This window comes from Rhodococcus sp. BH4 (assembly GCF_002079265.1).
In the GTDB taxonomy this organism is placed as follows: Bacteria; Actinomycetota; Actinomycetes; order Mycobacteriales; family Mycobacteriaceae; genus Rhodococcus_F; species Rhodococcus_F qingshengii.
This window is the reverse complement of sequence record NZ_CP014941.1, coordinates 2,508,380-2,535,316: the sequence shown is the minus strand read 5'-3', so window position 1 is coordinate 2,535,316 and position 26,937 is coordinate 2,508,380. Positions and strand designations below refer to the sequence as shown.

Sequence of the window (26,937 nt, the reverse complement as noted above, 5' to 3'; positions counted from 1 at the left end):
GTCACCGACAGACCAGGTTCGATCACTCCACACCCAACTGGAACAGGTCACCCGGCTGATCACCCTGATAGACGAGCACGTCGACGCCCGGGTGGTGCGCGACGACGTGCGCCTCGAGCTGCCCGGCCAGGTCGTCCGGCGCGTCGGCGCCCATGAGTAGGGTCACGAGTTCGCCGCCGGATCCGAGCGCGAGGTCGACCAGTCGCGCACTCGACTCCGCGACGTCGGGACCGATGAGCACCACCTCGTGCCCCATCAGACCGATCGCGTCACCCGGATCACATGTCCCGACGTAGGTCAGCGAACGCTCGACCGCGATCCGCAACGATCCCCAGCGCGTGGCGGCCGCCGCCTCGGACATCGTGAAGCCGTCGTCGGCGACGTTGCGCTGAGGGTCGTGAACGGCAAGTGCTGCCAAGCCCTGGACCATCGACGATGTCGACAGCAGCAGAACCTGGTGAAGCGGATCGCGTGCAGCGGCACTGACTGCGACGAGTTCCTGAGCCGTCAAGGCGCCGTTCGGCAGCACCAGAACCTCGCTGCGTTCCATCTGACGAATGCGGCCGAGCAGTTGTGCGCGTGTCACCGGCGCATCGTCGCACCGAAGAACCGTCGCACCCTCACTCTCGAACAACGCCGCCGCGCTGTCACCGGCAACGACGGCCAGTACGCCGCGCGCGCCGGCCCCGGGGAATCGCCTCTCCGCCCGTGCCACCAACTGGTCGCGTTCGTCGACGAGAAAACTGCTGATGCGAATACCGTGCACCTTCCCGGCCTCGAGGCCGGCTTCCACGGCTGCACCGGCATCGCAGCAATGCACGTGCACCGACCAGCCGCCGAAACCGTCGCTGACGATGACCGTCGAATCTCCGAGGACGGACAGCCGCGTGCGCAGCGCCGTCATGCGATCGTCGTCGGAGTCGTCGACGAGGTACATGACCTCGAAATCCTGTTCCGAGTGATCACCACATTCGATCGGGCTCTTGTGAGCCCAATCGTGATCGAATGCGCTGACGTCGACAACTGCGCTCGACCTCGGGTCCGGCGTCCCCAGATCTTCGCGAACCTGCGGCTTCCCGGTCAGCACCTCGACAAAGGCGTCGAGGATCAGAACCAGACCGAATCCCCCGGCATCGACCACCCCGGCGGACGCGAGAACGTCCAGTTGCTCCGGCGTCTTGTTCAGTGCGACCGCAGCGGCGTCGGCAGCGGCGGCAACCACGGATGCAAGATCCTCGCCGCTCGGTGTCCTGGTGTCGACGCACTCCTGCGCTGCTTCTCCCGATGCGCGCAATACCGTGACGATGGTGCCTTCCACCAGATCGGAGACAGCCCGAGAGGCCAGCGTCGTCGCCGTGGTCAGCGAGTTCGCGAAGCTTCGGCCGTCGATGTGCTCACCTTGAACGCTCTCGGCGATGCCCCGGATCACCTGGGAGAGGATCACTCCGGAATTACCGCGAGCACCGGACACGGCGCCCCGAGCCAGAGCGTTGGCGACGCGGCCCGCACTGCGGACGTCGTCCTCGATCGTCTCGGCGGAATCGAGTGCAGCCCGCATCGTGAACAGCAGATTGGTGCCGGTATCCGAATCAGGGATGGGAAAGACGTTGAGGCTGTTGATCTCACCGCGACGTTTCTGGAGGCTGTCGACCGCCCGGCGGGCCCAGCGCCGCAGCAGACGTCCGTCCGCGACGGATTCCGCTTCTTCGGCGACGCGTTGCACTTCCCCCACTGACGGTTCCCCTCGACGATGGAAAGACTGACGATGAAAAAGAGATCGGTGATCGGTGCAGTCGAGGGTAGTCCGACGCTTCTGCGCAACCGTCATTACCGGGCGGTTTGGCCATTCGGGCCGGAAGCGGTTACTCTTACACGGTTGCCTCGAACGGGCTACACGAAATAATGCTGCACTTTGTTTGTTGCTGATTGACTGTTTTCACGTTCGGCTGCACAGTGAGCGGTCAAGGATCGGTTCGAAGTCGAGTATATTCGGATTGTAATTCTGGCTGCCCTACCGTGTAGGGTAACCACTTCAATATTCATTTCTAACAAGGAGTTCGCGACTATGGCTGCCGTCTGCGACGTATGCGCCAAGGGGCCCGGCTTCGGTAAGTCGGTCTCGCACTCGCACCGGCGTACCAATCGTCGCTGGAACCCGAACATTCAGTCTGTTCGTACCGAGGTTGCCCCGGGTAACACCCGTAAGGTCAACGTGTGCACCTCCTGCCTGAAGGCAGGCAAGGTCGCTCGGGGCTGATTGCCCGAGCACAAACTATTGCAGGCTCTGCCCCCGTCACTTCGGTGACGGGGGCAGAGCTGTATCTATGTGGCTGTATCTATGTGTCCCCGTGTTTCGTATGGCTGTCGGACACCCGTAATGTGCGTTGAGTGACTTCCATCGATGACCTGAGCAAAGTGACCCTCGACGAGGGCGTACTCCGCATCACCATTTCCACCGCCGCCAACGGCACCTCCCTCGACGACGAAGGACTGGTTCAGGGCGCGCAGGCGCTCGAGACAGTCGGAAACGACATCGGGAGCATCCTTCTGGTCGGCGAAGGCGCAAACTTCTGTGCCGGCGGCAACGTCCGTGCGTTCGCCGCAGCCCCTGACCGCGGCGAGTACGTCGCCGAGGTTGCCCGCGTCTTCCACGTGTTCGTTCGCGCGCTCGACGCTGCGACCGCTCCAGTGGTGGCCGGGGTCCACGGATGGGCCGCCGGCGCCGGAATGAGCCTGGTCTGCCTCGCCGACGTCGCAATCGGCGGCACCGGCACCAAGCTTCGCCCCGCGTACCCCTCCATCGGTTTCACCCCGGACGGCGGAATGTCGTGGACGCTTCCACGCATCGTCGGCGTGGCACGCGCTCGCGAGATTCTTCTCAACGATTCGGTGATCGGTGGCGACGAAGCCGTCCGCCTGGGGATCCTCACCCGACTCGTCGGCGACGACGAGGTCCAGGAAGAGGCAGCTCGCCTCGCCCGCGCTTTGGCCAACGGACCGAGTACGTCGTACTCGGGAATCAAAGCACTGCTGCGTTCGTCGCGGACGAACTCGCTCGCCGAGCAACTCGACGCCGAAGCCGCGTCCATCGCCATCGCAGCGAACAGCCCGATCGGACGCGAGGGCGTCGACGCGTTCGTCGACAAGCGTCGGCCCGATTTCACTTCCGCAAAGCAGGCCTAGTCGAACTGCCGTGCCGAACGTCGCGACTCGACGTTCGGCAGGCCGGTTCGTGCAGACACCGTTCGATCAGCCCAGATTCCAGTCCACCGGGTCAGCTCCGAGTCCGGTCAAGAGTTCGTTCGCACGACTGAACGGGCGCGAACCGAAGAACCCGCGCGAAGCCGAAAGCGGTGACGGGTGCGCTGATTCGATGATCGGTGTGTCGCCCAGCATCGGCGCGAGAGTGGCCGCGTCACGACCCCACAAGATCGCCACCATCGGTGACGACCGCGCCACCAAAGCGCGGATAGCCTGCTCGGTCACCGGCTCCCAGCCCTTCTTACGATGAGAAGCGGCTTGACCCGGCTGCACGGTGAGTACGCGATTGAGAAGCAGCACACCTTGTTTCGACCACGGCGTCAGATCGCCGTTCGGCGGTATCGGCAACCCGAGATCCTGGTGATACTCCTTGTAGATATTACCGAGACTTCGCGGAACCGGCCGCACGTCCGGGGCAACCGAAAAGCTCAACCCGACAGCATGACCGGGCGTCGGATAGGGGTCTTGACCGACGATGAGCACCCGAACGTCGTCGAACGGATTCGTGAATGCACGCAAGACGTTCTCTCCCGCAGGCAGATACTCCCGTCCCGCAGCGATCTCTTCGCGCAAGAACTTACCCATCGCGGAGATCTGCTCCGAGACCGGTTCGAGTGCCCGCGCCCACCCTGGATCGACGATCTCTGCAAGCGGCGCCATCAGTCGAGCCTGCGCAACGCGTCGCGGTAGTACGCCGCATTGGCTGCGTACATCTTGACGTTTCCGTCGAGGTGGCCGAGCGGAACTTCGTATCCCGCACGGACCTTGGCGGGCACACCGAGTGCCATGCTGCGCGGGGGAACCTGCATCTTGTTGGCCACCACCGCACCCGCGGCGACGATCGACCCCGTCCCGATCACCGTTCCGTTGAGAACAACTGACCCCGACGCGATCAGGCAATGGTCCTCGATGGTCGATCCCTCGATGTGCGCGTTGTGGCCCACGACGCAACCGGAACCGATGACAGTCGCATCGATGGCGGTGCAATGGATGACGGTTCCGTCCTGGATGTTCGATCCGATTCCCACCGAAATGGTTCCGTAGTCACCACGCAATACCGCTTGCGGCCAGATCGAGGTACCCGCTGCGAGAGTCACGGCGCCGATCACCACCGCGTCCGGGTGGACGTATGCGTCCGGATGAATGTCCGGAACTCTGTCTCCAAGTGCGTATACAGCCATGAAAGCAACCTATACCGCGGTGGTACCGGTGGTCGAAAAGCTGTGCCAGCCCCCGCCGCTCTCGCGAAGCGAACCGTCGACGCTCACGCCCGAACCGGCGGCAACCTCACCGATCACGATCCAACCCGACGGAATCTCGACCTCAGGCCCGAAAGTTGCTGCAAATCCGTGATCTTCACCACCGGAGAGGATCCAGTCCAGCGGATCGACGTCGAGCGCCTCGGCCGCCGATGCGACATCCGGTGAGGTCGGAACCGCAGCCGAGAAGATGTCGAACCGCACGTGCGAGGCCTCTGCGAGATGTCGAAGGTCCGCGATCAATCCGTCGGACACGTCCGTCATGGAATGTGCTGATTCTGCGGCGTCCCATGCCGATTGATACGGCGGATTCGGAACACGATGAGAGGCAAGCAAATCTGGAAAGCTTGCGGGCTTGTCGAGGAGCACGGCTTCGTCGAGCAGTAGTGCCAACCCTGCGGCCGAGCAACCGAACCACCCGGCGACCGCGATCTTGTCACCGATCTTTGCTCCCGAACGCAGAACTGCCGCACGGCCACCGAGATCGCCGAGCACGGTCACCGACACCACGATCACCGGTGACTGGACCAGGTCACCGCCGACCACACCGGCGCCCAGATCGGTTGCCGCGTCCCAGATTCCCGCGGAGATTGCGTCGACCACGTCGACGGGTGTCGAAGACGGGCACCCCAGAGACACCGTGAAGGCCGTCGGCCGCGCTCCCATCGAGACCACATCAGCAGCGTTCTGTGCCACTGCCTTCCGGCCGATGTCGCGTGGTGAAGACCAATCCATTCGGAAATGTCGACCTTCGACCAACATGTCGGACGAGACAACCACACGGCCGTCTCCGGAAGTCACGATGGCGGCATCGTCACCCGGCCCCAATTCAGTGGTGACCGGTTGGATTCGGCCGAGAAGTGATCGCGCGATCACGTCGAACTCCCCCACCTGCTCGACAGTGGGCTCCGACCCGAACTCCGATGATGCAGTGAACTCCGATGATGCGATGAGTCTCTCCAATGCCGACGCAATTCGCTCGTAAGCGGCCTGCGGTACCTTCTAGCTGTGGTCGTGAATGCTTCTGCAAGCTCACGCGTGTGTCGGCAATCCTACCGATTCACCGACATGCTCTCAGAAGTGACAAGACCGCTGATCGACTGGACCAGGACCCGAGCGAAGAACTGAGCATGGCAGAAAACACCTCCACCGCAGACAACGCCGACATCGACCCCGACGGCGACGACGATCCGTCAGAGCGCCGCAGTCCGGCGCTGATCGCCACCGCCATCGCACTCCCGGTAGCCCTGATCGTCGGAGTAGTGATCGCGGCCGTCGTCGCGGGAAACAACCCTGAACTCTCGCCGGTTGCATTGGGACCCGTACCGGCACCGGCAGCGGAGTCGCCGGCCTGCGTTTCCCTTCTCGGCGCGCTCCCCGAGGAGATCGACGACTTCACGAAAGCCGAATTGGTAGAACCTGCTCCGGCCGGTGCGGCAGCGTGGCAGCGCAGCGAAGGAGAGCCGATCGTCTTGCGCTGCGGACTCGACCGTCCGTCCGAGTTCGACCAGGCTGCAGCACTACAGGTCGTGAACGGTGTCCAGTGGTTCCAGGTCTCGGGAACCGACATCGGTTTGGCGGCGAGCACTTGGTTTGCCGTAGACCGCGGTGAATACATCGGTATCACGATCCCCGACGGGACCGGTCCGACGCCGATTCAGGAAATCTCCGACACCATCACGGCGACCCTCGAACAGAAGCCTCTCGACCCGGCGCCGGTCGCGGTTCCCTGATCAGCGAAGGCCGGTGCCGCGAGCGATGGCGGTGTCGACCAGAGTCGAAATCAAAGTGCGGTAATCGATTCCGGTGGCGTTCCACATCTTCGGGTACATCGAGATGGAAGTGAACCCGGGCATCGTGTTGATCTCGTTGATCACCGGGCCGTCAGCCGTGACGAAGAAATCGACCCGCGAGAGTCCCTGGCAATCGAGTGCCTTGAACGCGCGGACAGCAAGCTCTCGAATCTGGTCGCTCACCGACTCGTCGAGTTTCGCGGGGATGTCGAATTCACAGACGTCGTCGAGGTACTTGGTGTCGAAGTCGTAGAACGCGTCCGAATCGGCGTCGGAATCCGGCATCCGGATCTCGGCGACCACACTCGCCTTGACGTCGCCGTTCGGGAATTCGAGGACGCCGCATTCCACCTCGCGGCCGATGATCGCGCCTTCGACGATCACCTTGGGATCATGCAGGCGTGCATGAGCGATCGCCCCGTCCAGACCGTCCCAATTGCTCACCCGAGTGATGCCGATGGACGAGCCTCCACGAGCGGGCTTGACGAAAACCGGAAGGCCCAATTCCGCCTTCTGCTCTTCGGTCAGCGTTGCGGTTCCCGGTCGAAGCACGACCTGCACTCCGACGGGAAGTCCTTCAGCAGCAAGAAGCTTCTTCGTGAACTCTTTGTCCATGCCGGCGGCGCTGGCCAGAACTCCGGGTCCGACGTACGGAACCCCGGCAAGTTCGAGCAGACCCTGGATCGTGCCGTCTTCGCCGTAAGCCCCATGAAGAACGGGGAACACGACGTCGACCGACGCGAGCACAGCACCGGCGTCGGAGCCGTCGAAGGAGATGACCTCGCCCTCGCGGGTGGGGTCCGCGCTGAGGACCACCGACGTTCCGTCTTTGTCGACCGACGGCAGCGCGCGCCCGCTGATCGCGAGGGAACTGGGGTCGCTCGAACCGAGCACCCAGGAACCGTCGACAGTGATGCCGATCGGTACGACGTCGTACCGATCGGGGTCGAGGTTGCTCAGGACGCTTCCGGCGGAAACACAGGACACTGAATGCTCATTGCTCCGGCCACCGAAGATCACGGCCACGCGGGTACGACTGCTGTTCACGCGTCAAACCGTACCGCCGAATCGACTGCGGCACGCGATCGGGCCGGACCGATTTCGTCGACCCGGCCCGTTTACGCGTCGAGTGCGCGCTCGATGTCGGCCAGGAGATCGGCGGTGTCCTCGATGCCACAAGCGATTCGGACAAACCCCGCACTGACCGGATCGCCCCAGCGCGCACGGCGATCCGCCGTCGTGTGGATCCCGCCGAAGCTGGTAGCAGCCGTGACGAGAGCGCTCGCTTCGACGAACGAGTGGAATGCCTGAGCCGAATCCAACTCGACGCTCACCAATCCACCGAATCGATTCATCTGACCGGATGCCGTTGCATAGGACGGGTCACCGCGAAGGCCGGGGTAACGAACGGACCGGACTGCTTTGTGATCCACCAACATCTCGGCAAGCGCCAGCGCGTTGTCGCACTGACGCCCGAATCGCAGGCCTGCCGTGCCGAGACTCCGGTGCGCAAGCCACGTCTCGAAGGGGCCGAGCACCGTTCCCGAGAGAAGTCGCTCACGCTCGATTTGCCGACTCACCGCCGTATCGGAGGTGGCGACGTAACCCATCAGGAGGTCACTGTGCCCGCTGAGAGCCTTGGTACCGCTGGCCACCACGACGTCGGCACCCAATTCGAGCGGGCGCTGACCCAGCGGTGTCGCGGTCGTGTTGTCGACGATCAGCAGCGCACCCGAACGGTGGCACACGTCGGCGAGCACGCGAAGGTCGACCACGTCCAGCACCGGGTTGGACGGCGTCTCGGCGACGACGACCACGCGGCCCGGTGACGCGTCGAGCAGATCTACGAAGCTCGCGTCGCCCATCTGCAGAGTCGAAACCTCGCGAACGGTGATTCCCAACGGCGCGAGGCGCTCGTTCGCGTACAACCGCACTTGGTAATACCCGTCCGAGGGCACGACGACGGTATCCCCCGCGACGAGGACGCTGCGCAAGGTAGCGGTGATCGCGGACATCCCCGATCCCATGACGAGGGCGTGGTCCGCTCTCTCGAGCGCCGCGAGCGCGGATTCGAGTCCGCGCCAACCCGGGTTCGATGCACGTGCATAGGTATCGGACTCGGAACCTTCGTCCGCCGAAAGTTGGTACGGCGCAGCGAATATCGGGCCCAGTTGCATGGGCTGACCCGCGGCGTGTTCGCGCGCGACGGCGCTCACGCTGCGCGTCGAATCCCCGTAATCCTCGAAGCGACCCACACCGATTTCACTCATTCCGGCTTCGTCCGGCGTCCGAGCAACTGACCGATCGCATCGCTGACGGCCATGCCTTCGTGGCACACCCGGTGGACCGCGTCGGTCAACGGCATCTCCACGTCGTATCCGGCAGCGAGTGCGCGTACCGACGTGCACGACTTCACGCCCTCGGCGACCTGACCGTTGGTTGCCTTCTGTGCCGACTCCATCGACCCGCCTCGTCCGAGCCGCTCTCCGAACGTCCGGTTTCGCGACAACTCGGACGTGCATGTCGCTACCAGGTCACCGACACCCGCCAAGCCTGCAAGAGTCGACGCCTTGGCGCCGAGCGCAACGCCGAGACGAATCGTCTCGGCGAGCCCACGGGTGATGATGCTGGCAACCGTGTTGTCGCCGAATCCACTGCCGGCGGCCATGCCGCAGGCCAGCGCGATCACGTTCTTACACGCACCACCGATCTCGCATCCGATGACGTCGGAGTTGGTGTACGGCCTGAAATAGCCGGTAGCACAAGCATCCTGGAGAGCGAGGGCACGCGAGGAATCCGAACAGGCGATCACCGTCGCCGCGGGCTGCCCGCCGGCGATCTCGTGTGCAAGGTTCGGGCCCGAGAGCACCGCGACGCGCCCCGGTTCCACGCCGGTCACCGACACGATGACCTGGCTCATGCGCATGAGCGTCCCGGTCTCGATTCCCTTGGCCAGACTCAGCAGAGTCGCATCGGGTCCGATCGAGCCTTTCCACTGCTCCAGGTTTGCTCGTAGCGACTGCGAGGGAACCGCCAGCACGATGAAGTCAGCACCTGCCATCGCCTCCTCGTGGTGGTGGGTCGCGCGAATCGACGAAGGCAAAGCAATGCCTGGCAGATAGTCGCTGTTCTCGTGCGTGGTGTCGATGCGCTTCGCGACCTCTTCACGCCTGGCCCACATCGTCACGTCGGTTCCGGCCTCGGCCATCACCTTCGCCAACGCCGTTCCCCACGAACCTGCGCCCAATACAGCTGCCTTACTCACACGCTCACCCCGTCTACCCGGCGAAGCGGGTCGCCGCCAGAAAAATCGTCTGCACAGAGTATCGCCTGTGGTGCACTGCGGTGGGCAGCCGCGGACACCGAGCGTGATGACTGGCAAGATCGAGGGATGGACAGCGCGGAACCCCCGTACCCACACGCCGTGGAGACACCGCATGCGCGCACGGAGATCGAACGCCCCATGCATGCGATAGTGGCCGTCAAGTCCTTGAGATCGGCCAAGTCCCGCCTCGCGGGCGAACTCGACTCGGACGCGCGTGCAGACCTCGTGTTGGCCATGCTTCACGACACCCTCGCCACAGTTGCAGCCGTCTCGGCCATCGACAGCGTCACAGTGGTCACCCCAGACCCCACCGTTGCCGCCCTTGCATATTCCGTCGGCGTGACGGTCTACGCCGATCCAGCTCCCGACGGCGCCCGAACCAACGGCGCAACACCGCGCACGGAGGAAACCCTCAACGCGGCGTTGAGTGCAGCGGCCGCCGATATCCGAGCCAAGCGCGGAGTGGTCGACCTCGTTGTGCTGCAAGCCGACTTGCCCGCCATGCAACCGAGCGAACTGACGGAGGCCGTGGCCGCGGCCCGAAGCGGCGGACGTTCAGTCGTCGTCGATCACCACGGCACCGGCACTTCCGCATTGTTTGCGTGCGGCGAAAGCGCGCTCGACCCTCGGTTCGGGCCGGAATCCGCACTTGGACATGCCAATTCAGGTGCTCGTCCACTCAACGGCCAATGGCCGGGACTGCGCACCGACGTCGACACCCATGCCGATCTCGGCACTGTGCGAGCACTGGGAGTAGGCCCCGCGACATCGGCTTCGTTGACCAGACTCAAGGCCACGCCGTCGAACAGTCGATGAATTTTCTTTCATCGATTGTCGGACCGCGCGATTGTGGGGGATGATCGACGAGTGAGCAATGGCGAAGCACTCGAAAACCGTATTTCCGAAGACCAGTCGGACGGAGACCACAGCTCCGGCCGGCACGAGAACGGCGCGGCCACCTCGCCGCGATCTCAGGCCGTCGCGGTCGCCACCAACATCCCGGGCGCTCCCCCTGCAGCTACCAAGGCAGAGCTACCCGAATTGCTCGTCGGACTTCCCGAGGATCGTTACCTCAACCGCGAACTCAGCTGGCTCGATTTCAATGCCCGTGTTCTCGCATTGGCCGCCGACGAGTCACTGCCGTTGCTCGAACGCGCAAAGTTCCTCGCCATCTTCGCTTCCAATCTCGACGAATTTTTCATGGTCCGGGTCGCCGGACTCAAGCGCCGCGACGAGACGGGACTGTCGGTCAGGTCCGCCGACGGCCTCTCCCCACGCGAACAATTGGCGCTCATCGCGCGTCGCACCCAGGAACTCGCCGACAAGCACGCGCACGTGTTTCTCGACTCGGTCCGCCCTGCCCTGGCGGCAGAAGGCATTTCAATCGTTCGATGGGCCGACCTCAGCGCCGACGATCACGGCCGACTCTCGGCGCATTTCCACGAGCAGGTCTTCCCGGTCCTGACGCCGTTGGCAGTCGATCACGCTCACCCGTTCCCCTACATCAGCGGACTGAGCCTCAACCTCGCCGTGACGGTGAAGGACTCCGTCACCCGCGGCGAACACTTCGCTCGCGTCAAGGTTCCCGACAACGTCGGCCGGTTCGTGCGAGTCAAGAGCACGACATCTTCGTCCACCATCGATTCTTTCCTCCCGATGGAAGAACTGATTTCGGCTCATCTGGACGTGCTGTTCCCCGGAATGGAAATCGTCGAACATCACGCTTTCCGAATCACACGCAACGCCGATTTCGAGGTCGAAGAAGATCGGGACGAGGATCTGCTGCAGGCACTCGAACGTGAATTGGCGCGTCGTCGTTTCGGTTCACCCGTTCGCCTCGAAGTTGCCGACGACATGACCGAGCACATGCTCGAACTGCTTCTGCGTGAACTCGACGTCGATCCGGCCGACGTGATCGAGGTTTCCGGTCTCCTCGACTTGTCCTGCCTCTGGCAGGTTTACGCCGTCGACCGCCCCGCTCTCAAAGACGCTCCGTTCGTCCCGGCGACGCATCCGGCGTTCGGTGAACGCGAGACTCCGAAGAGCGTGTTCTCGACCCTGCGCGAAGGCGACGTGCTCGTCCACCACCCATACGACTCGTTTTCCACAAGCGTTCAACGCTTCATCGAACAGGCCGCCGCCGACCCGCAGGTGCTCGCGATCAAGCAGACCCTGTACCGCACTTCCGGCGACTCCCCCATCGTCAATGCACTGATCGACGCCGCCGAAGCGGGCAAGCAGGTTGTCGCGCTGGTGGAGATCAAGGCCCGCTTCGACGAGCAGGCCAACATCAAGTGGGCACGCAAACTCGAGCAGGCCGGCGTTCACGTCGTCTACGGTCTCGTCGGTCTCAAGACTCACTGCAAGACGTGCCTCGTCGTCAGACGAGAGGGCTCGACCATTCGTCGTTACTGCCACATCGGCACGGGCAACTACAACCCGAAGACCGCGCGCATGTACGAGGACGTCGGATTGCTCACCGCAGCACCGGAGATCGGTGCTGACCTCACCGACCTCTTCAACTCGCTGACCGGATACTCCCGAAAGACGAGCTACCGCAACCTTCTCGTTGCGCCGTACGGGGTTCGCCGCGGGATCATCGAGCGGATCGACAACGAGATCGCTCACAAGCTTGCAGGCCGCGATGCCGGTATCCGCTTGAAAGCCAACGCATTGGTCGACGAGCAGGTCATCGACGCGTTGTACCGCGCGTCCAAGGCCGGTATCCCCGTCGAGATCGTGGTCCGCGGAATCTGCGCGCTCAAGCCGGGCGTTCCCGGCCTCAGCGAAAACATCGAAGTACGTTCCATTCTCGGACGCTTCCTCGAACACTCGCGAATGTTCCATTTCCGCTCGGCCGACGAATTCTGGATCGGCAGCGCAGACATGATGCACCGCAACCTCGATCGCCGCGTCGAGGTCATGGTGCAGGTCAAGGACCCGAAACTGTCGAAGCAACTCGGTGACATCTTCGACTCCGCGCTCGATCCCCGAACTCGCTGCTGGGTACTGCATCCGGACGGGAGTTGGGTCGCTGCCCCCGAACGCGGTGAGGACGTACGTGAGCATCAACAGTCGTTGATGCGCAGCCGCACCGCCAGCGGGTCTTGACGGGCTCGGATCACACAATGAGCGACAAGCCGGTCAAAGCCAACATCTTTGCCGCAGGCGCGGTTCTGTGGCGGAAGGCTCCTCAGGATCCTTCCGCCATCGAGATCGCCGTCGTACATCGACCGAAGTACGACGACTGGTCATTCCCCAAAGGAAAGCTCGATCCCGGCGAGACCTTCTTGACCGCAGCAGTTCGGGAGGTCCGCGAAGAGACCTCGATCACCGGACGTTTCGGAAGGCACCTCGGTGGCGTGACGTACCCGATCCCGGGACATCGCAAACTCAAACGGGTCGAATACTGGTCGGCCGAAGCAGTGGACGGAGATTTCGGGCCGAATAGCGAAGTGGATGTTCTCTATTGGCTTCCGGTCACCGAGGTAGCCGATCATCTTTCCTACCCGATGGATCGAATGATTCTTCGCCGCTTCGTTTCCCTTCGGCCTGACACGAAAACGGTATTACTCGTCCGCCACGCAAAAGCTGGGAGCCGTAAGCGATACAAGGGCGACGACAATGTGCGTCCACTCGACGCCAAGGGCAAAGAGCAATCCGCCGCCTTGGTCGAACAGCTGAAAATCTTCGGAGCCGATTCGGTTTTCGCGGCTGACCGTACGCGCTGCATCGACACTGTGATGCCATTGGCGGAAGCATTGGGTGTCGAGATTTCGACGGAACCTCTTCTGACCGAAGAAGGTTACGAGGCCGATCCCGACGCCGCCAGGGCACGTGCGCTGCAGATCGCCGCGCTGGAGGGCACTCCCGTAATCTGCAGCCAAGGAGGCGTCATCCCCGATTTAATGCGCTGGTGGGCTGATACGGCCGGTATAACACTGCCCTCGGCGCGCAACCGTAAGGCGAGCACTTGGGTGCTCTCGTTCCTCGACGGCCGTCTCGTCGCCGCGGATCACCTCGACAGCCCGCTCCCCAAAGTCGCCAACTCCTGAGGGATTTGGACCAACCGACACTCAGCTCGATTCGGTAGTTTTGCAAAGCACTGAAACACAGGAGAATTCACACTTCTCCCAGACAGCAAAAAAGAGGTGCAGCCGCGGATCTGATCCGCGGCTGCACCTCTTTGTCTTACGGCATCGGGTTTTTCACCCGAACGCGACTACTTTGCGCGCTTGGCCGGAGCCTTCTTGGCCGGAGCCTTCTTGGCTGCGGTCTTGGCGGGAGCCTTCTTGGCCGGAGCCTTCTTGGCCGGAGCCTTGGCTGCGGTCTTGGCCGGAGCCTTCTTGGCGGGAGCCTTGGTGGCAACCGTCTTCTTGGCTGCGGTCTTGGCCGGAGCCTTCTTGGCGGGAGCCTTGGTGGCAACCGTCTTCTTGGCTGCGGTCTTGGCCGGAGCCTTCTTGGCGGGAGCCTTCGCGGCAACCGTCTTCTTGGCTGCGGTCTTGGCCGGAGCCTTCTTGGCCGGAGCCTTCTTGGCTGCGGTCTTCTTGGCAGCAGCCTTCTTGGCTGCAGCCTTGGTGGCCGGTGCTGCTACGCCACGCTTGACTGCCGGGCCGGTGGCCGGAAGCTTCTGTCCACCAGCGATAACAGCCTTGAACTGCGCACCCGGACGGAAAGCCGGAACCGACGTCGGCTTGACCTTGACGGTCTCGCCCGTACGCGGGTTGCGTGCAACACGTGCTGCACGACGACGCTGCTCGAAGACTCCGAAGCCGGTGATGGTCACGCTCTCGCCACGGTGGACGGCGCGGACGATGGTGTCCACGACGTGCTCCACTGCGTCGGTCGCTGTGCGCCTGTCCGAACCCAGCTTTTCAGTCAGAACATCGATGAGCTCTGCCTTGTTCATTGAAATTCCTCCGCTAATTGTGGTCCACCGTCGGACCGACTGAGAACCACGGTAAACCTGATAACGGCAAGAGTCTATGTGCCACGCCAATTCTCATTCAACGTGACTGCGAAATGGTGACCTATTTCTCTTCCCGCGCGGAGTTGCGGATTTCGGTTCAGCCCTGCGAAATTCGGGCTGGAAGGGTAGTCGGTTTCCATGAAGGCCTTGACTTTTCGAACTCGGAAATCGCGTCTACCTGCCGCAATGTCAGTCCGATGTCGTCGAGACCCTCCAGCAGACGCCACCGTGTGTAGTCGTCAATATTGAACGGCACCACCGTAGTTCCGGCGCTGACGGTCCGATTCTCGAGATCTACTGTCAATTCCAGTCCGGGCTGCTCTTCGAGCAACTTCCAGAGCAATTCGACGTCGCTCTGCTCGACCTGTGCCGCTACGAGACCGGCTTTTCCGGCGTTTCCGCGGAAGATGTCGGCGAACCGGGAAGCGATGACGACCCGAAATCCGAAGTCGGAGAGAGCCCACACGGCATGCTCACGCGAAGAACCCGTGCCGAAATCGGGACCGGCCACGAGGACACTTCCCTTGTCGTACGGAGCCAGATTGAGAATGAAGTTGGGGTCGGTACGCCAGCCTGCGAACAGCCCGTCCTCGAATCCGGTGCGCGTCACCCGTTTCAGGTACACGGCAGGGATGATCTGGTCGGTATCGACATTCGAGCGTCGCAGCGGGACGCCGATACCCTTGTGCGTGGTAAAGGATTCCATCGAAATTCTCCTCGAGATGGTAAGTGGGTCAGACCAGATCGGCCGGTGCCGAGAGCGTTCCGCGGACCGCCGTGGCAGCCGCGACGAGCGGGGAAACCAGATGGGTCCGGCCGCCTTTACCCTGTCGGCCTTCGAAATTCCGGTTGGACGTCGATGCCGAACGCTCGCCGGGAGCAAGCTGGTCAGGGTTCATTCCCAAGCACATCGAGCAACCGGCCTGGCGCCATTCAGCCCCTGCCGCTGTGAAGATTTCACCGAGACCTTCGCTTTCGGCTTGAGCCCGCACCCGCATCGAGCCGGGAACGATGAGCATCCGAACGCCCTCTGCCACATGGCGACCCTCGAGCACCTCCGCCACTGCGCGCAGGTCTTCGATGCGTCCGTTGGTGCACGAACCGACGAACACGGTGTCGACAGAAACATCCCGAAGCGGCATACCGGCGTCGAGACCCATGTAGGTGAGCGCCTTCTCGGCTGCCTGACGCTCGCTCTCGTCGACGATCAGTTCGGGATCAGGCACACGGTCGCCGAGCGGCGCACCCTGTCCCGGATTGGTTCCCCACGTGACGAAAGGCGTCAATGCGCTTGCGTCGATGTGAACCTCGTTGTCGAATTCCGCGCCCTCGTCGGTCTTGAGCAACTCCCACGCGGCGACGGCTTCGTCCCACTCTGCGCCGGACGGTGCATGCGGACGGCCCTTGATGAACTCGTAAGTGGTCTCGTCCGGTGCGATCATGCCCGCGCGGGCTCCGGCCTCGATCGACATGTTGCAGATGGTCATACGAGCTTCCATCGACAGTTTGCGAATGGCCTCGCCGCGGTACTCCAGTACGTAGCCCTGGCCGCCGCCGGTGCCGATCTTGGCGATGACTGCGAGGATCAAGTCCTTGCTCGTGACGCCGGGAGGCAGCTCGCCGTCGACCGTGATCGCCATGGTCTTGAAGGGGCGCAACGACAATGTCTGCGTTGCCATCACATGCTCGACCTCGCTGGTGCCGATTCCCATTGCGAGCGCACCGAATGCGCCGTGCGTCGACGTATGACTGTCGCCGCACACCACGGTGGTTCCGGGCTGCGTCAGGCCGAGCTGCGGTCCGACCACATGCACGATGCCTTGGTCGAGATCGCCCATGCGGTGCAAGCGAACTCCGAACTCCTCGCAATTTCGGCGCAAGGTGTCGACCTGAGTCTTGGACACAGGATCTGCGATCGGCTTGTCGATGTCGATCGTCGGAACGTTGTGGTCCTCGGTGGCAATCGTCAGGTCGGGACGGCGCAACTGGCGTCCCGCCAGGCGAAGTCCGTCGAATGCCTGGGGGCTCGTCACTTCGTGAACGAGGTGGAGATCGATGTAGATGAGGTCGGGATCCTGCCCCTCCCCTTTCACGACAACGTGGTCGTCCCACACCTTCTCGGCGAGAGTGCGTGCTTTCTGTGCCATGTCTTCCACCTCTGTACGTAGCCTCGCGTCGGCGGACTACGGGCTGGCCCGCCGCGCGTGAAGTAGGTCCCCAGCCTTCACAGCAGATGCAGACTGTCCCGAGGAAATGCGCTATCCCTCCAGGAAATGCGGTAGCATCCCACTATGCGAGAAACTGGTATCGACCTATGAGACAGCATAGCGGCATCGGCGTCCTGGACAAAGCAATGGGCGTGCTTCATGCAGTAGCTGAGGAACCGTGCAGCCTCACCGAACTCTGTGCACGAACCGGTTTGCCGCGCGCGACCGCCCATAGACTCGCCGTCGGTCTCGAAGTCCATCGACTCCTCACTCGCGACTCGGACGGTCAGTGGTGCCCAGGGCCCGGACTCGCCGAACTCGCTGCCACCGCTAATGATCCACTCATTGCTGCGGCCGGACTCATCCTCCCCCGCCTTCGCGAAATCACCGGCGAAAGCGTCCAGCTGTACCGTCGCGAAGGCACACAACGCATCTGCGTCGCGTCGATGGAACCACCGACCGGCCTGCGTGACACGGTGCTCGTCGGAGCCCGACTGCCGATGAACGCCGGATCCGGCGCCAAGGTCCTTCTCGCATGGGCAGATCCACAAACCCAACGGACCGTCCTCGCCGATGCGTCGTTCGGCGAACGAGTGCTCCTCGAGGTTCGCCGGCGCGGCTGGGCACAGAGCGCGGCCGAACGTGAGCCCGGTGTCGCCAGCGTCGCGGCTCCCGTCCGAGACTCGGCAGGCGCTGTCATTGCCGCGATTTCGGTCTCCGGCCCCATCGATCGGATGGGTAGACGACCGGGAGCCCGCTGGGCGGCGGACCTTCTCGCAGCTGCCGAAGCGCTCCACAAGCGTCTGTAATTCGTGACACAGTAAGGCCTTCAGATCCTCGAGCACGTAGGAGTACGACGCGACCATGGCAGGAAAGCAGCGTAGTCAGATCACGATGACCGAGGCCGAAATCTCGAGCTTCGTCGAAAAGAGCCGTACGGCAACGATGGCGACGTTGAGCGCCGACGGAATGCCTCACCTGATCGCGATGTGGTTCGCGATAGTCGACGGCGAAATCTGGTTCGAGACCAAAGCCAAGTCGCAGAAGGCCGTCAACCTTCGCCGGGACGCCCGTATGTCCGTCCTGATCGAAGACGGTCAGACGTACGACACGCTCCGAGGAGTCTCAATGGAGGGTACCGGGGTCATCGTCGAAGATCCGGAAGCCCTCTTCGCTGTGGGAATCAGCGTCTGGGAGCGATACACGGGCCCGTACACCGACGATCTCCGCCCGGCCGTCGACGCGATGCTCCACAAGCGCGTCGCGATACGGTTCGTTCCCGATCGAACTCGTTCGTGGGATCACCGCAAGCTCGGGATGCCTGCGATGCCTCTTTCCGGCTCTACCGCACCGCCGCCGCAGCCCTGAGATTCGTGAGCGGAAAAATCACGAGCAATCGAATTCGGGCCGGCGTAGTTTCACCAACAGGCCCAACAACAAGGAGTGAGCATATGAGCGATCTCGACAGCAACACCCCGTCCGAACCCGAATCCCAATCGGAGGAAACCAAACGAAAGTTCCGTGAGGCCCTCGAACGGAAGAATCATCAGAACGCCAAATCGACCGACCATCGCGACGGACAGTCCAAGGTCCACAACACGCATGGCCCGGCCGATCACAAGCGAGAGTTCCGCCGTAAGAGCGGATAACCGATCGCGGACAACAGAGTGAGATGACGATCACCCCCAGTCGAATTCGACTGGGGGTGATCGTTTTTCGCATCGCCGGAAACATTTCCCGCACATACGAAAAGACCCCCCGATCAATGATCGGAGGGTCTTTCCTTTGTAGCCCCGACGGGATTCGAACCCGCGCTACCGCCTTGAGAGGGCGGCGTCCTAGGCCGCTAGACGACGGGGCCAGGACACGCTTTTAAACGTGGTATTTCAGTCTTGCTCTTGGATGCTCAGCAAGCTTAGCTTGTCTGAGTCCGGCCACAAAATCGACCGGATTTCCGCTGGGGTACCAGGACTCGAACCTAGAATGGCGGTACCAGAAACCGCTGTGTTGCCAATTACACCATACCCCAAGGTCTTGCTCACCAGCCTTGCCCGATCCGCTTCGCTGTTGTGCTCGGCGGCTCGTCTCCGGCCGAAAAGAAGATTACCAGTACCCCTGCCCCAAATACCAAATCGTATGGTCACAGGAGGTTTTTGCTTCATTTTCGGCCGGAAGACCGTCCGATCTAGGCGGTTACCGCTGCCCTACCGGCGCGCAACCGAGCGAGGGAGACCTCACGACCGAGCAATTCCATCGACTCGTACAGCGGAGGGCTGATGTGAGAGCCCGTGATCGCGACCCGAACCGGAGCGAAGGCCTTACGCGGTTTGAGCTCCAGATCCTCGATGAGGGCCTTCTTGAGTGCTTCCTCGATACTGGCCGCCGACCACTCTGAGATGGCATCGAGCGCCGCAAGAGACGCGTCCAGAACCGGACCGGCATCTTCCTTCAGGTTCTTTGCCGCCGCGGCCGGATCGAGAGCAAACGACGCCTCGTCGACGAACAGGAATTTCAGCAGATCCCACGCGTCGGATAGGACGACGATGCGCGTCTGCACGAGGTCCGCCGCAACAGTGAACGTCGCTTCGTCGACGTCGGCGCCGATGTGTCCGTGCTCCACCAGGAACGACTTCAGACGACCGGCGAAGTCGGCCGGCTCGAGCAGACGAATGTGCTCGGCATTGATCGCGTCGGCCTTCTTCTGGTCGAAGCGGGCAGGATTGGAGTTGACCTTGGAGACGTCGAAGGCCGCAACCATCTCGTCGAGCGAGAAGACATCGTGATCGTCGGCGATGCTCCACCCGAGCAGAGCCAAGTAGTTCAGCAATCCCTCGGGAATGAAGCCCCGATCGCGGTGGATGAAGAGGTTGGACTCGGGATCGCGCTTGGAAAGCTTCTTGTTGCCCTGACCCATCACGAAAGGCAAGTGCCCGAACGACGGTGTGAAATCGGCGACACCGATACGAATCAATGCCTCGTACAACGCGAGCTGACGCGGAGTCGAGGACAGCAGATCTTCGCCGCGCAGTACATGGGTGATCTTCATCAACGCGTCGTCGACCGGGTTGACCAAGGTGTACAGCGGAATGCCGTTGCCGCGAGTCAGCGCGAAGTCCGGAACGGTGCCTGCCTTGAACGTGGTCTCGCCCCGCACCAGGTCGTTCCAGGTCAGATCGTGATCGGGCATCCGGAGGCGGACGACGGGCTTGCGCCCCTCGGCGATGTAGGCAGCGCGCTGCTCGTCGCTGAGCTCGCGATCGAAGTTGTCGTATCCGAGCTTCGGATCGCGTCCGGCCGCCTTGTGTCGCGCTTCGACCTCCTCGTTGGTCGAGTAGGACTCGTAGGCCTCGCCCGCGGCCAGCAACTTGGCAACAACGTCGAGATGCAGGTCGCGACGCTCGGACTGGCGATACGGTGCGTGCGGCCCACCGACCTCCGGGCCTTCGTCCCAATTGAGCCCCAACCAGCGGAGGGCGTCGAGGATGGCCTGGTAGGACTCTTCACTGTCGCGCTGCGCATCGGTGTCTTCGATACGGAACACGAATGTGCCGCCGTGGTGTCGTGCGAATGCCCAGTTGAACAAGGCGGTGCGCACCAAACCCACGTGCGGGGTTCCGGTGGGTGACGGACAGAAACGGACGCGTACTTCACTGTTGGTCATGGCTCACTTGGCTCGGCGATGATGGATGGTCGTACTACAGGTTAGTCCGGCAGCGCTTCCTCCATCCGGCCGATCACTTACCCGGCAGGACGTTGATGCGTGTCATGTCGCCGTCGTAGTAGGCCAGCAGTCGCTTGTCCATGACCTTTCGCCACAGCGGCGGCACCCACGCGCAGACGATCATGACTGCGTAACCCGCTGGAAGTTGCGGCGCTTCGGCCGCACTTCGCAGGCTCTGGTACCGCAGACGCGGATTCGCGTGATGGTCGCTGTGACGCTGAAGTTGATAGAGGAACAGATTGCTGACGACGTGGTCGCTGTTCCAGCTGTCCTCGGGCGAGCACCGGACGTACGAGCCGTCAGGCCGCTTCACACGTAGCAAGCCGTAGTGCTCGAGATAGTTGGCGGTCTCGAGGAACGTGAAGCCTGCAATTGCCTGAACGGCGAGCCACGGCGCAATTTCCCAGCCGAACGCGGCGATCAGACTGCCGAACAGAACCACACTCATCGCCCACGCGTTCAGGATGTTGTTGCGGTAACTCCACGTCCGTCTCCCCTGACGCCTCAGACGAGCGCTTTCGATCCGCCATCCCGAGCGCAGGCCGCCGATGACGCTGCGAGGCAAGAAGAACCAGAAGTTTTCCTTGTACCGCGAGCTGGCCGGATCCTCCGGCGTCGCGACGCGGACGTGGTGACCATGGTTGTGTTCGACGTAGAAATGGCCGTAGAAGGACTGCGCGAGCGCTACTTTCGCGAGCCACTTCTCGAGCTTCTCACTCTTGTGCCCCAATTCATGCGCCGCGTTGATCCCCACACCGGCAACCACGCCGGCAGTCATCGCGAGCGCGAACTTCTCCCCCGCCGCCATCGGCGCGTTCACCCAACACCACGCGACGAACACCAGCCCGACGTATTGGAGGGGCAGGAACAAGTACGTGCACCAGCGGTAGAAACGATCCTCTTGCAATTCAGGGATCGCTTCGTCCGGTGGGCTGTTACCGTCCTCGCCCGCCAGGAGATCGATCAGGGGAATGACGATGACGATCAGCCACGCCCCGATGGCCCAGAAGAGCCCGAGACTGAATTTGTCGACCAGGAACCACGCAGCGAACGGGCTGAGAGGAACCAGCAAACCCAGTGGCCACAGGTAGCGCTTCTTGTCTCGCCACACCGGCCGCTGCCCGTTCCGCGCTTGCCCTGCCGCTGTCCGGGAGGCTTCCGCGAAGGTCGTCATGTATCACCACGTTTCTGCGCAATCCACTCGATTGCCCCATCGGCTTCTATCCAGTTATCGGTCACCCTACTGCTCAGCGTTACATTTCAGGGAATTTGGTCTGTTACGGGCCGCGACAGCAAACCGTGGGGCGAACTCTCCCAACCTGGCCAAATCCGACATAACGCCAGGAGGATCAGAAGCGAAGCTTCGCCTGGGTCATGAAACCCGCAGGTCAGTCCCGGAGCCTGATTTCTTCGAGTCGGTAGGCAATCCCGATCACCCCAATGGCGATAGTTACCATCTTGCAACTTTTCTGCGACAGACACCTCTCGACCTCACACCACGACGGAGGCCCCATCCGGTTGGATGGGGCCTCCGTAGTCGCGTGACTGAACGAACCGGGTCAGGATCAGCTCTTGGCGGTCACCGGGTTCGTGAGAGTGCCGATCCCCGAGACCGTGACCGACACGGAATCGCCGTCGACGATCGGGCCTACTCCGGCGGGGGTGCCGGTGAGGATGACGTCGCCAGGCAAGAGAGTCATCACCGCCGAGATCCACTCGATGATCTTCGGAATGTCGTGGAGGAGAAAAGCCGTGCTGCTGTCCTGCTTGACCTGACCGTTCACCTCGGTCTTGATGTCGACGTCGGACGCATCCAGACTGGTTTCGATCCAGGGGCCGAGTGGGCAGAAAGTGTCGTGGCCCTTCGCGCGCGTCCACTGCCCGTCGTGACGCTGATGATCTCGCGCCGACACGTCGTTGGCGATCGTGTAACCGAGGACCACGCTCAACGCCTTCGCCGCCGGAACGTCCTTGCACGGTTGACCGATGACGACCGCGAGTTCACCCTCGAAGTGCACCTCGTTCGAGGTGGGAGGCAAGACGATCGGGGCACCCGGGCCAACTATGGACGTGTTGGGCTTGAGGAAGATCACGGGGTCCGCGGGAGCCTCTCCGCCCATCTCCGCGATGTGATCTGCATAATTCTTGCCGATGCAGATCACCTTGCTGGCGAGAATCGGAGCCAGCAGACGGACATCGGCGAGCGGCCAACTTCGGCCGGTAAATGTGGGGTTCCCGAACGGGTGCTCCGCAATTTCCTTGGCGACGAGGGCATCCTCTTCACCTTCGATACTGACGAACGCAACACCATCGGGACTGGCAATTCGACCAAGACGCATGCCGGCCAGTCTATCGGGGTGCCGGAAACGACTGACGCGCGCAAGCCGAAAGGCTCACGCGCGTCAATCTCGTGAAAGAATTCCTTACAGCGCTGCAGTGATCCGGTCGCCGATCTCCGTTGTGGAGATGGGACCTTCGCCGCGGGTAGCCAGGTCGGCAGCGACCACAGCCTCGACCCGAGCGGCGTCGTCCTCGCGTCCGAGATGGCGAAGAAGCAGTGCGGCCGAGAGGATCGCGGCGGTGGGATCAGCGATTCCCTTGCCGGCGATGTCCGGAGCACTGCCGTGAACGGGCTCGAACATCGACGGGTTGGTACCCGAGGCATCGATGTTTCCGCTTGCGGCCAAACCGATGCCACCGGTTACGGCGCCGGCGAGGTCGGTGATGATGTCACCGAAGAGGTTGTCCGTGACGATCACGTCGAAGCGCGACGGGTCGGTGACCATGTAGATCGTGGCCGCGTCGATGTGGCAGTACGCGGTTTCGACGTCCGGGAACTCGGCACCGACGGTCTCGATTGCACGCGTCCAGATTGCGCCCGCGTTGGAGAGCACGTTGGTCTTGTGAATCAAGGTGAGGTGCTTGGACCGGGTCTGCGCCAAGGCAAATGCGTAACGCACCACGCGCTCGGCACCGAACCAGGTATTGATCGACACCTCGGTTGCGATCTCGTGATCGGTGCCGACGCGGATCGCTCCACCGTTTCCGGTGTACGGACCCTCGGTGCCTTCACGAACCACGACGAAGTCGATCTCCGGCTGCGCCGCCAACGGCGACAGCGCACCCGGATACAGCTGTGCGGGGCGAAGATTCACGTGATGATCGAGCTGGAAGCGCATGTTCAGCAGCAGACCACGCTCGAGGATGCCGGGTGCGACGATCCGCGGATCACCGATGGCGCCCAACAGAATTGCGTCGTGCTGACGAATCTGGTCCAGCTCGTCCGCCGGGAGCAACTCGCCGGTGGCGTTGTAGCGACGGGCACCGAGATCGTATTCGGTGGTTTCCAGATCCGGAACCAACTTGCCGAGCACCTTGAGCGCCTCGGCAGTGACCTCGACGCCGATTCCGTCACCCGGAATGACCGCAAGCTTCATGGAGTCCTCATCTCAGTAGAACTGTGCGCCTTTATCAACCGCGGGCGGTTGATAAAGGCGCACAGCAAAAACAATCAGGAAAGGTCGACCTGGGCGACGCGAGCGTCGAGCTGCGAGACGATTGCCTCGACCTCGGCGTCACCGACGACGCGATCGACGCGCAAGATGACAGTTGCGCCTTCGCCTTCGGCATCCTGGCTCAGTGCTGCTGCGAGGATGTCGACGCCCGCGTTTCCGAGGACGGTGCCGAGGACACCGAGAACGCCCGGGCGATCGCTGTAGTGAACGACGATGTTGTGGCCCTCGGCGCGCAGGTCGAAGCTGCGTCCGTTGATGTTGACGATCTTCTCGACCTGCTGCAGACCGGTGAGTGCGCCCGTGACCGACGTGACCGTGCCGTCGGCGGCAACTGCACGCACCTCGACCGCGCTGCGGTGAGCAAGAGCCTCCGAGTGCTTCTCGACCGACACGGTCACGCCGCGCTGCTCGGCCAGTGCCGGAGCGTTGACGAACGTGACAGCCTCATCGCTGCTGGCGGAGAACACGCCGCGCAGTGCAGCCAGGCCGAGGATGTCGACGGTTTCGGCAGACAGCTCGCCGGTGGCGACAACCTGCACGGTCTGCACAGCTTCGGGCGACAACGTCGCAGCGAGGAGACCGAGCTTGCGGACGAGCTCGAGCCACGGAGCAACTTCTTCGCCCACGGGGCCGCCGGAGACGTTGACAGCCTCGGGAACGAATTCGCCTGCCAGAGCGAGGAGAACACTCTTGGCCACGTCGATACCTGCGCGGTCCTGAGCCTCGGACGTCGATGCTCCGAGGTGCGGGGTGACAACGACGTTGTCGAGCTCGAAAAGCTTGGAATCGGTGCACGGCTCGGTGCTGAACACGTCGAGACCGGCGCCTCGGACCTTGCCGGAGACGAGTGCGTCGTAGAGCGCATCTTCGTCGATCAGACCACCGCGAGCGGCGTTGACGATGATGACGCCGTCCTTGGCCTTGGCGAGGCGCTCGGCGTTGATCAGGCCGGCCGTTTCCTTGGTCTTGGGCAGGTGCACGGAGATGAAGTCGGCACGCTCGACGAGCTCGTCGATGGTGACCAGTTCGATGCCGAGCTGCGCTGCGCGCGCTGCGGGCAGGTAGGGGTCGTACGCGATGATCGTGGTCTCGAACGCAGCGAGACGCTGCGCGAAGAGCTGGCCGATGCGGCCGAGTCCGACGACTCCGACGGTCTTGCCGAGGATCTCGACACCGTTGAACTTGCTTCGCTTCCAGGTGTTCTCACGCAGAGTCTTGTCTGCTGCGGGAATCTGGCGAGCGGTCGACATGAGGAGCGCGACAGCGTGCTCGGCAGCGGAGTGAATGTTGGAGGTCGGTGCGTTGACGACCATCACGCCGCGCTCGGTGGCTGCGGGGATCTCGACGTTGTCCAGGCCGACACCGGCGCGGCCGATGATCTTCAGCTTGGTGCCGGCAGCCAGAACCTCGGCGTCGACGGTAGTGGCGGAACGGACGAGAATCGCGTCGGCCTCGGGTACCGCGGCGAGCAGCGCCGGGCGGTCGGGTCCGTCGACCCAACGCACCTCCACACCGTCACCGAGCGCCTCGACTGTGGACGGCGCGAGCTTGTCGGCGATCAGAACAACGGGACGGCCAGGCTGGCTCACGTGCAAACTCCCTGATTAGGTGGGTGTGAAGGTGGTTTAACCACCGATAGTTTAGTGCGCGCTCACTTGGAATCCACAACGCGGTAGGCAATACCACATAGTGGACACTTTCGCGGGCAAATTCTCGACGGAATATGAATCCGGACTCAGACGACCCGGAAAACGACTCCGGCCCAATGCCGCGCTGGTTCAACGTAATTGAACCGGCGCGGCATCAGGCCAGTGGAGACGTGGAGCGTGAAACTGCGAATTACGCGGTTTCGGTGATCGGACGATCGACCCAGCTCATCAGGTCGCGCAGCTTCTTGCCGGTGACCTCGATGGGGTGCTCGGCGTTGGCCTTGCGCAGGCCCTCGAGCTCGGTGTTGCCGTTCTCGACGTTGGCAACCAGACGACGGGTGAACTCGCCGGACTGGATGTCGGCCAGGATCGCCTTCATGCGCTCCTTGGTGTCGGCGTCGATGACGCGCGGGCCGGAGAGGTATCCACCGAACTCAGCGGTGTCGGACACCGAGTAGTTCATGCGGGCGATGCCACCCTCGTACATGAGGTCGACGATGAGCTTGAGCTCGTGCAGAACCTCGAAGTACGCCATCTCGGGTGCGTAGCCGGCCTCGACCATGACCTCGAAACCGGTCTTGACCAGTTCCTCGGTGCCGCCGCAGAGCACGGCCTGCTCGCCGAAGAGGTCCGTCTCGGTCTCTTCCTTGAACGTGGTCTTGATGACGCCTGCGCGGGTTCCGCCGATGCCCTTGGCGTAGGACAGAGCAAGAGCCTGGCCTTCACCCTTGGGATCCTGGTCGATGGCGATGAGCGCGGGAACGCCCTTGCCGTCGACGAACTGACGACGCACCAGGTGGCCGGGGCCCTTGGGGGCGACCATGCCGACGGTGACGAACTCCGGAGCCTTGATCAGGTCGAAGTGAATGTTCAGGCCGTGACCGAAGAACAGCGCGTCGCCGTCCTTGAGGTTCGGCTCGATGTCATTGGTGAAAATGCTCGCCTGAGCGGTGTCAGGTGCGAGCACCATGATGACGTCGGCCCACTCGGAAACCTCTGCCGGCGTACCGACCGTCAGCCCCTGCTCTTCAGCCTTCTCACGCGACTTCGAGCCTTCCTTGAGGCCGATGCGCACATCGACGCCCGAGTCACGCAGGCTCAGCGAATGGGCGTGGCCCTGGCTTCCGTAGCCGATCACAGCAACCTTGCGGCCCTGAATGATCGACAGATCGGCATCGTCGTCGTAGAACATCTCGACTGCCACAGTTCTCAACCTCTCCTTGGATTTTTACGTGTCT

The 26,937-nt window shown here is 62.7% G+C and carries 25 protein-coding genes and 2 tRNA genes; 9 read left to right on the top strand and 18 right to left on the bottom strand.

Going from position 1 to position 26,937, the window contains the following annotated elements; all coding sequences use genetic code 11:
* Positions 1-22: 22 nt before the first annotated feature.
* On the bottom strand, positions 23-1,732 hold the full coding sequence (locus A0W34_RS11785) for a DAK2 domain-containing protein (protein ID WP_064444393.1): 1,710 nt from the start codon (positions 1,730-1,732) through the stop codon (positions 23-25).
* A gap of 333 nt (positions 1,733-2,065) precedes the next feature.
* Here A0W34_RS11785 and rpmB point away from each other — a divergent pair, with 333 nt between their 5' ends.
* Positions 2,066-2,257, top strand: coding sequence for a 50S ribosomal protein L28 (gene rpmB, locus A0W34_RS11780; RefSeq protein ID WP_003942669.1), 192 nt, complete (start codon positions 2,066-2,068; stop codon positions 2,255-2,257).
* Between the two features lie 131 nt (positions 2,258-2,388).
* Entirely contained in the window at positions 2,389-3,183 is a 795-nt protein-coding gene (locus A0W34_RS11775) for an enoyl-CoA hydratase-related protein (RefSeq protein ID WP_003942812.1), read from the top strand.
* Between the two features lie 66 nt (positions 3,184-3,249).
* Here A0W34_RS11775 and A0W34_RS11770 read toward each other — a convergent pair whose 3' ends face one another.
* From A0W34_RS11770 to A0W34_RS11760, 3 genes are read right to left on the bottom strand one after another with little or no spacing between them, the layout of a single operon-like run.
* Complete coding sequence (locus tag A0W34_RS11770; protein ID WP_020907272.1) at positions 3,250-3,921, bottom strand: uracil-DNA glycosylase; 672 nt, start codon at positions 3,919-3,921, stop codon at positions 3,250-3,252.
* Positions 3,921-4,442, bottom strand: coding sequence for a gamma carbonic anhydrase family protein (locus tag A0W34_RS11765; RefSeq protein ID WP_007729328.1), 522 nt, complete (start codon positions 4,440-4,442; stop codon positions 3,921-3,923). Before A0W34_RS11765 ends, A0W34_RS11770 begins: the two co-directional genes overlap by 1 nt.
* A gap of 9 nt (positions 4,443-4,451) precedes the next feature.
* A complete protein-coding gene (locus A0W34_RS11760) occupies positions 4,452-5,483 on the bottom strand; it encodes a thiamine-phosphate kinase (protein WP_081557710.1) in 1,032 nt (343 codons plus the stop codon).
* 77 nt (positions 5,484-5,560) lie between these two features.
* Here A0W34_RS11760 and A0W34_RS11755 point away from each other — a divergent pair, with 77 nt between their 5' ends.
* Entirely contained in the window at positions 5,561-6,253 is a 693-nt protein-coding gene (locus A0W34_RS11755; protein WP_081557709.1) for a DUF3515 domain-containing protein, read from the top strand.
* Here the strand turns inward: A0W34_RS11755 and A0W34_RS11750 are convergent, their stop codons facing one another.
* From A0W34_RS11750 to A0W34_RS11740, 3 genes are all read right to left on the bottom strand, one after another.
* On the bottom strand, positions 6,254-7,360 hold the full coding sequence (locus A0W34_RS11750; protein ID WP_039973089.1) for a D-alanine--D-alanine ligase family protein: 1,107 nt from the start codon (positions 7,358-7,360) through the stop codon (positions 6,254-6,256).
* Positions 7,361-7,431: 71 nt separating this feature from the next.
* Positions 7,432-8,583 (bottom strand): cystathionine gamma-lyase, encoded by a 1,152-nt coding sequence (locus A0W34_RS11745; protein WP_042925741.1) that lies wholly within the window; start codon positions 8,581-8,583, stop codon positions 7,432-7,434.
* The gene (locus A0W34_RS11740) at positions 8,580-9,578 is read right to left on the bottom strand and encodes an NAD(P)H-dependent glycerol-3-phosphate dehydrogenase (RefSeq protein WP_030535420.1); all 999 of its coding nucleotides are present in this window, start codon (positions 9,576-9,578) and stop codon (positions 8,580-8,582) included. The genes A0W34_RS11745 and A0W34_RS11740 overlap by 4 nt, the downstream gene beginning before the upstream one ends.
* A gap of 126 nt (positions 9,579-9,704) precedes the next feature.
* Between A0W34_RS11740 and cofC the strand changes: the two genes are divergently transcribed.
* From cofC to A0W34_RS11725, 3 genes are read left to right on the top strand one after another with little or no spacing between them, the layout of a single operon-like run.
* Entirely contained in the window at positions 9,705-10,454 is a 750-nt protein-coding gene (gene cofC / locus A0W34_RS11735; protein WP_080552786.1) for a 2-phospho-L-lactate guanylyltransferase, read from the top strand.
* 51 nt (positions 10,455-10,505) lie between these two features.
* Entirely contained in the window at positions 10,506-12,749 is a 2,244-nt protein-coding gene (locus tag A0W34_RS11730; protein ID WP_003942685.1) for an RNA degradosome polyphosphate kinase, read from the top strand.
* 17 nt (positions 12,750-12,766) lie between these two features.
* The gene (locus A0W34_RS11725) at positions 12,767-13,693 is read left to right on the top strand and encodes a bifunctional NUDIX hydrolase/histidine phosphatase family protein (protein ID WP_003942778.1); all 927 of its coding nucleotides are present in this window, start codon (positions 12,767-12,769) and stop codon (positions 13,691-13,693) included.
* A 167-nt stretch (positions 13,694-13,860) separates the two neighbouring features.
* Here the strand turns inward: A0W34_RS11725 and A0W34_RS11720 are convergent, their stop codons facing one another.
* The 3 genes from A0W34_RS11720 to leuC form a co-directional block, all read right to left on the bottom strand.
* Positions 13,861-14,547, bottom strand: a complete 687-nt coding sequence (locus A0W34_RS11720; protein WP_047271271.1) for an HU family DNA-binding protein — start codon at positions 14,545-14,547, stop codon at positions 13,861-13,863.
* Positions 14,548-14,704: 157 nt separating this feature from the next.
* Positions 14,705-15,313: a 3-isopropylmalate dehydratase small subunit gene (leuD, locus tag A0W34_RS11715; RefSeq protein WP_003944724.1), complete on the bottom strand. Its 609-nt coding sequence runs from the start codon at positions 15,311-15,313 to the stop codon at positions 14,705-14,707.
* Positions 15,314-15,341: 28 nt separating this feature from the next.
* Positions 15,342-16,763, bottom strand: coding sequence for a 3-isopropylmalate dehydratase large subunit (gene leuC / locus A0W34_RS11710; protein ID WP_003944727.1), 1,422 nt, complete (start codon positions 16,761-16,763; stop codon positions 15,342-15,344).
* Between the two features lie 158 nt (positions 16,764-16,921).
* Here leuC and A0W34_RS11705 point away from each other — a divergent pair, with 158 nt between their 5' ends.
* The 3 genes from A0W34_RS11705 (at position 16,922) to A0W34_RS11695 (ending at position 18,463) form a co-directional block, all read left to right on the top strand.
* On the top strand, positions 16,922-17,623 hold the full coding sequence (locus A0W34_RS11705) for an IclR family transcriptional regulator (RefSeq protein WP_007729342.1): 702 nt from the start codon (positions 16,922-16,924) through the stop codon (positions 17,621-17,623).
* A gap of 55 nt (positions 17,624-17,678) precedes the next feature.
* Positions 17,679-18,182 carry a pyridoxamine 5'-phosphate oxidase family protein gene (locus tag A0W34_RS11700; RefSeq protein ID WP_081557708.1) on the top strand — a complete coding sequence of 168 codons (504 nt, stop codon included), beginning with the start codon at positions 17,679-17,681 and terminating at the stop codon, positions 18,180-18,182.
* Between the two features lie 83 nt (positions 18,183-18,265).
* Positions 18,266-18,463 carry a DUF5302 domain-containing protein gene (locus A0W34_RS11695; protein ID WP_007729345.1) on the top strand — a complete coding sequence of 66 codons (198 nt, stop codon included), beginning with the start codon at positions 18,266-18,268 and terminating at the stop codon, positions 18,461-18,463.
* 139 nt (positions 18,464-18,602) lie between these two features.
* On the opposite strand, the gene A0W34_RS11690 is transcribed toward A0W34_RS11695, so the two are convergent.
* The 8 genes from A0W34_RS11690 to ilvC form a co-directional block, all read right to left on the bottom strand.
* Positions 18,603-18,675 (bottom strand) — tRNA-Glu (locus tag A0W34_RS11690).
* A gap of 96 nt (positions 18,676-18,771) precedes the next feature.
* Positions 18,772-18,843 (bottom strand) — tRNA-Gln (locus tag A0W34_RS11685).
* A gap of 156 nt (positions 18,844-18,999) precedes the next feature.
* Positions 19,000-20,475, bottom strand: a complete 1,476-nt coding sequence (gene gltX / locus A0W34_RS11680; protein WP_003944712.1) for a glutamate--tRNA ligase — start codon at positions 20,473-20,475, stop codon at positions 19,000-19,002.
* A gap of 73 nt (positions 20,476-20,548) precedes the next feature.
* Positions 20,549-21,709, bottom strand: coding sequence for an alkane 1-monooxygenase (locus tag A0W34_RS11675; RefSeq protein WP_081557707.1), 1,161 nt, complete (start codon positions 21,707-21,709; stop codon positions 20,549-20,551).
* 391 nt (positions 21,710-22,100) lie between these two features.
* Entirely contained in the window at positions 22,101-22,874 is a 774-nt protein-coding gene (locus tag A0W34_RS11670; protein ID WP_003944722.1) for a fumarylacetoacetate hydrolase family protein, read from the bottom strand.
* A gap of 84 nt (positions 22,875-22,958) precedes the next feature.
* A complete protein-coding gene (locus tag A0W34_RS11665; RefSeq protein WP_003944691.1) occupies positions 22,959-23,972 on the bottom strand; it encodes a 3-isopropylmalate dehydrogenase in 1,014 nt (337 codons plus the stop codon).
* Between the two features lie 74 nt (positions 23,973-24,046).
* Entirely contained in the window at positions 24,047-25,639 is a 1,593-nt protein-coding gene (serA, locus tag A0W34_RS11660; RefSeq protein WP_003944758.1) for a phosphoglycerate dehydrogenase, read from the bottom strand.
* A 250-nt stretch (positions 25,640-25,889) separates the two neighbouring features.
* Positions 25,890-26,891 (bottom strand): ketol-acid reductoisomerase, encoded by a 1,002-nt coding sequence (ilvC, locus tag A0W34_RS11655; RefSeq protein WP_030535412.1) that lies wholly within the window; start codon positions 26,889-26,891, stop codon positions 25,890-25,892.
* Positions 26,892-26,937 lie beyond the last annotated feature (46 nt).

Excerpts from the sequence above, each read along its gene's own strand:
- rpmB (WP_003942669.1), top strand. The coding sequence starts at position 2,066 with ATGGCTGCCGTCTGCGACGTATGCGCCAAGGGGCCCGGCTTCGGTAAG.
- A0W34_RS11770 (WP_020907272.1), bottom strand. The coding sequence starts at position 3,921 with ATGGCGCCGCTTGCAGAGATCGTCGATCCAGGGTGGGCGCGGGCACTC.
- A0W34_RS11765 (WP_007729328.1), bottom strand. The coding sequence starts at position 4,442 with ATGGCTGTATACGCACTTGGAGACAGAGTTCCGGACATTCATCCGGAC.
- A0W34_RS11745 (WP_042925741.1), bottom strand. The coding sequence starts at position 8,583 with ATGAGTGAAATCGGTGTGGGTCGCTTCGAGGATTACGGGGATTCGACG.
- cofC (WP_080552786.1), top strand. The coding sequence starts at position 9,705 with ATGGACAGCGCGGAACCCCCGTACCCACACGCCGTGGAGACACCGCAT.
- A0W34_RS11725 (WP_003942778.1), top strand. The coding sequence starts at position 12,767 with ATGAGCGACAAGCCGGTCAAAGCCAACATCTTTGCCGCAGGCGCGGTT.
- A0W34_RS11720 (WP_047271271.1), bottom strand. The coding sequence starts at position 14,547 with ATGAACAAGGCAGAGCTCATCGATGTTCTGACTGAAAAGCTGGGTTCG.
- leuD (WP_003944724.1), bottom strand. The coding sequence starts at position 15,313 with ATGGAATCCTTTACCACGCACAAGGGTATCGGCGTCCCGCTGCGACGC.
- A0W34_RS11705 (WP_007729342.1), top strand. The coding sequence starts at position 16,922 with ATGAGACAGCATAGCGGCATCGGCGTCCTGGACAAAGCAATGGGCGTG.
- A0W34_RS11700 (WP_081557708.1), top strand. The coding sequence starts at position 17,679 with ATGGCAGGAAAGCAGCGTAGTCAGATCACGATGACCGAGGCCGAAATC.
- A0W34_RS11695 (WP_007729345.1), top strand. The coding sequence starts at position 18,266 with ATGAGCGATCTCGACAGCAACACCCCGTCCGAACCCGAATCCCAATCG.
- gltX (WP_003944712.1), bottom strand. The coding sequence starts at position 20,475 with ATGACCAACAGTGAAGTACGCGTCCGTTTCTGTCCGTCACCCACCGGA.
- A0W34_RS11675 (WP_081557707.1), bottom strand. The coding sequence starts at position 21,709 with ATGACGACCTTCGCGGAAGCCTCCCGGACAGCGGCAGGGCAAGCGCGG.
- A0W34_RS11670 (WP_003944722.1), bottom strand. The coding sequence starts at position 22,874 with ATGCGTCTTGGTCGAATTGCCAGTCCCGATGGTGTTGCGTTCGTCAGT.
- A0W34_RS11665 (WP_003944691.1), bottom strand. The coding sequence starts at position 23,972 with ATGAAGCTTGCGGTCATTCCGGGTGACGGAATCGGCGTCGAGGTCACT.
- ilvC (WP_030535412.1), bottom strand. The coding sequence starts at position 26,891 with ATGTTCTACGACGACGATGCCGATCTGTCGATCATTCAGGGCCGCAAG.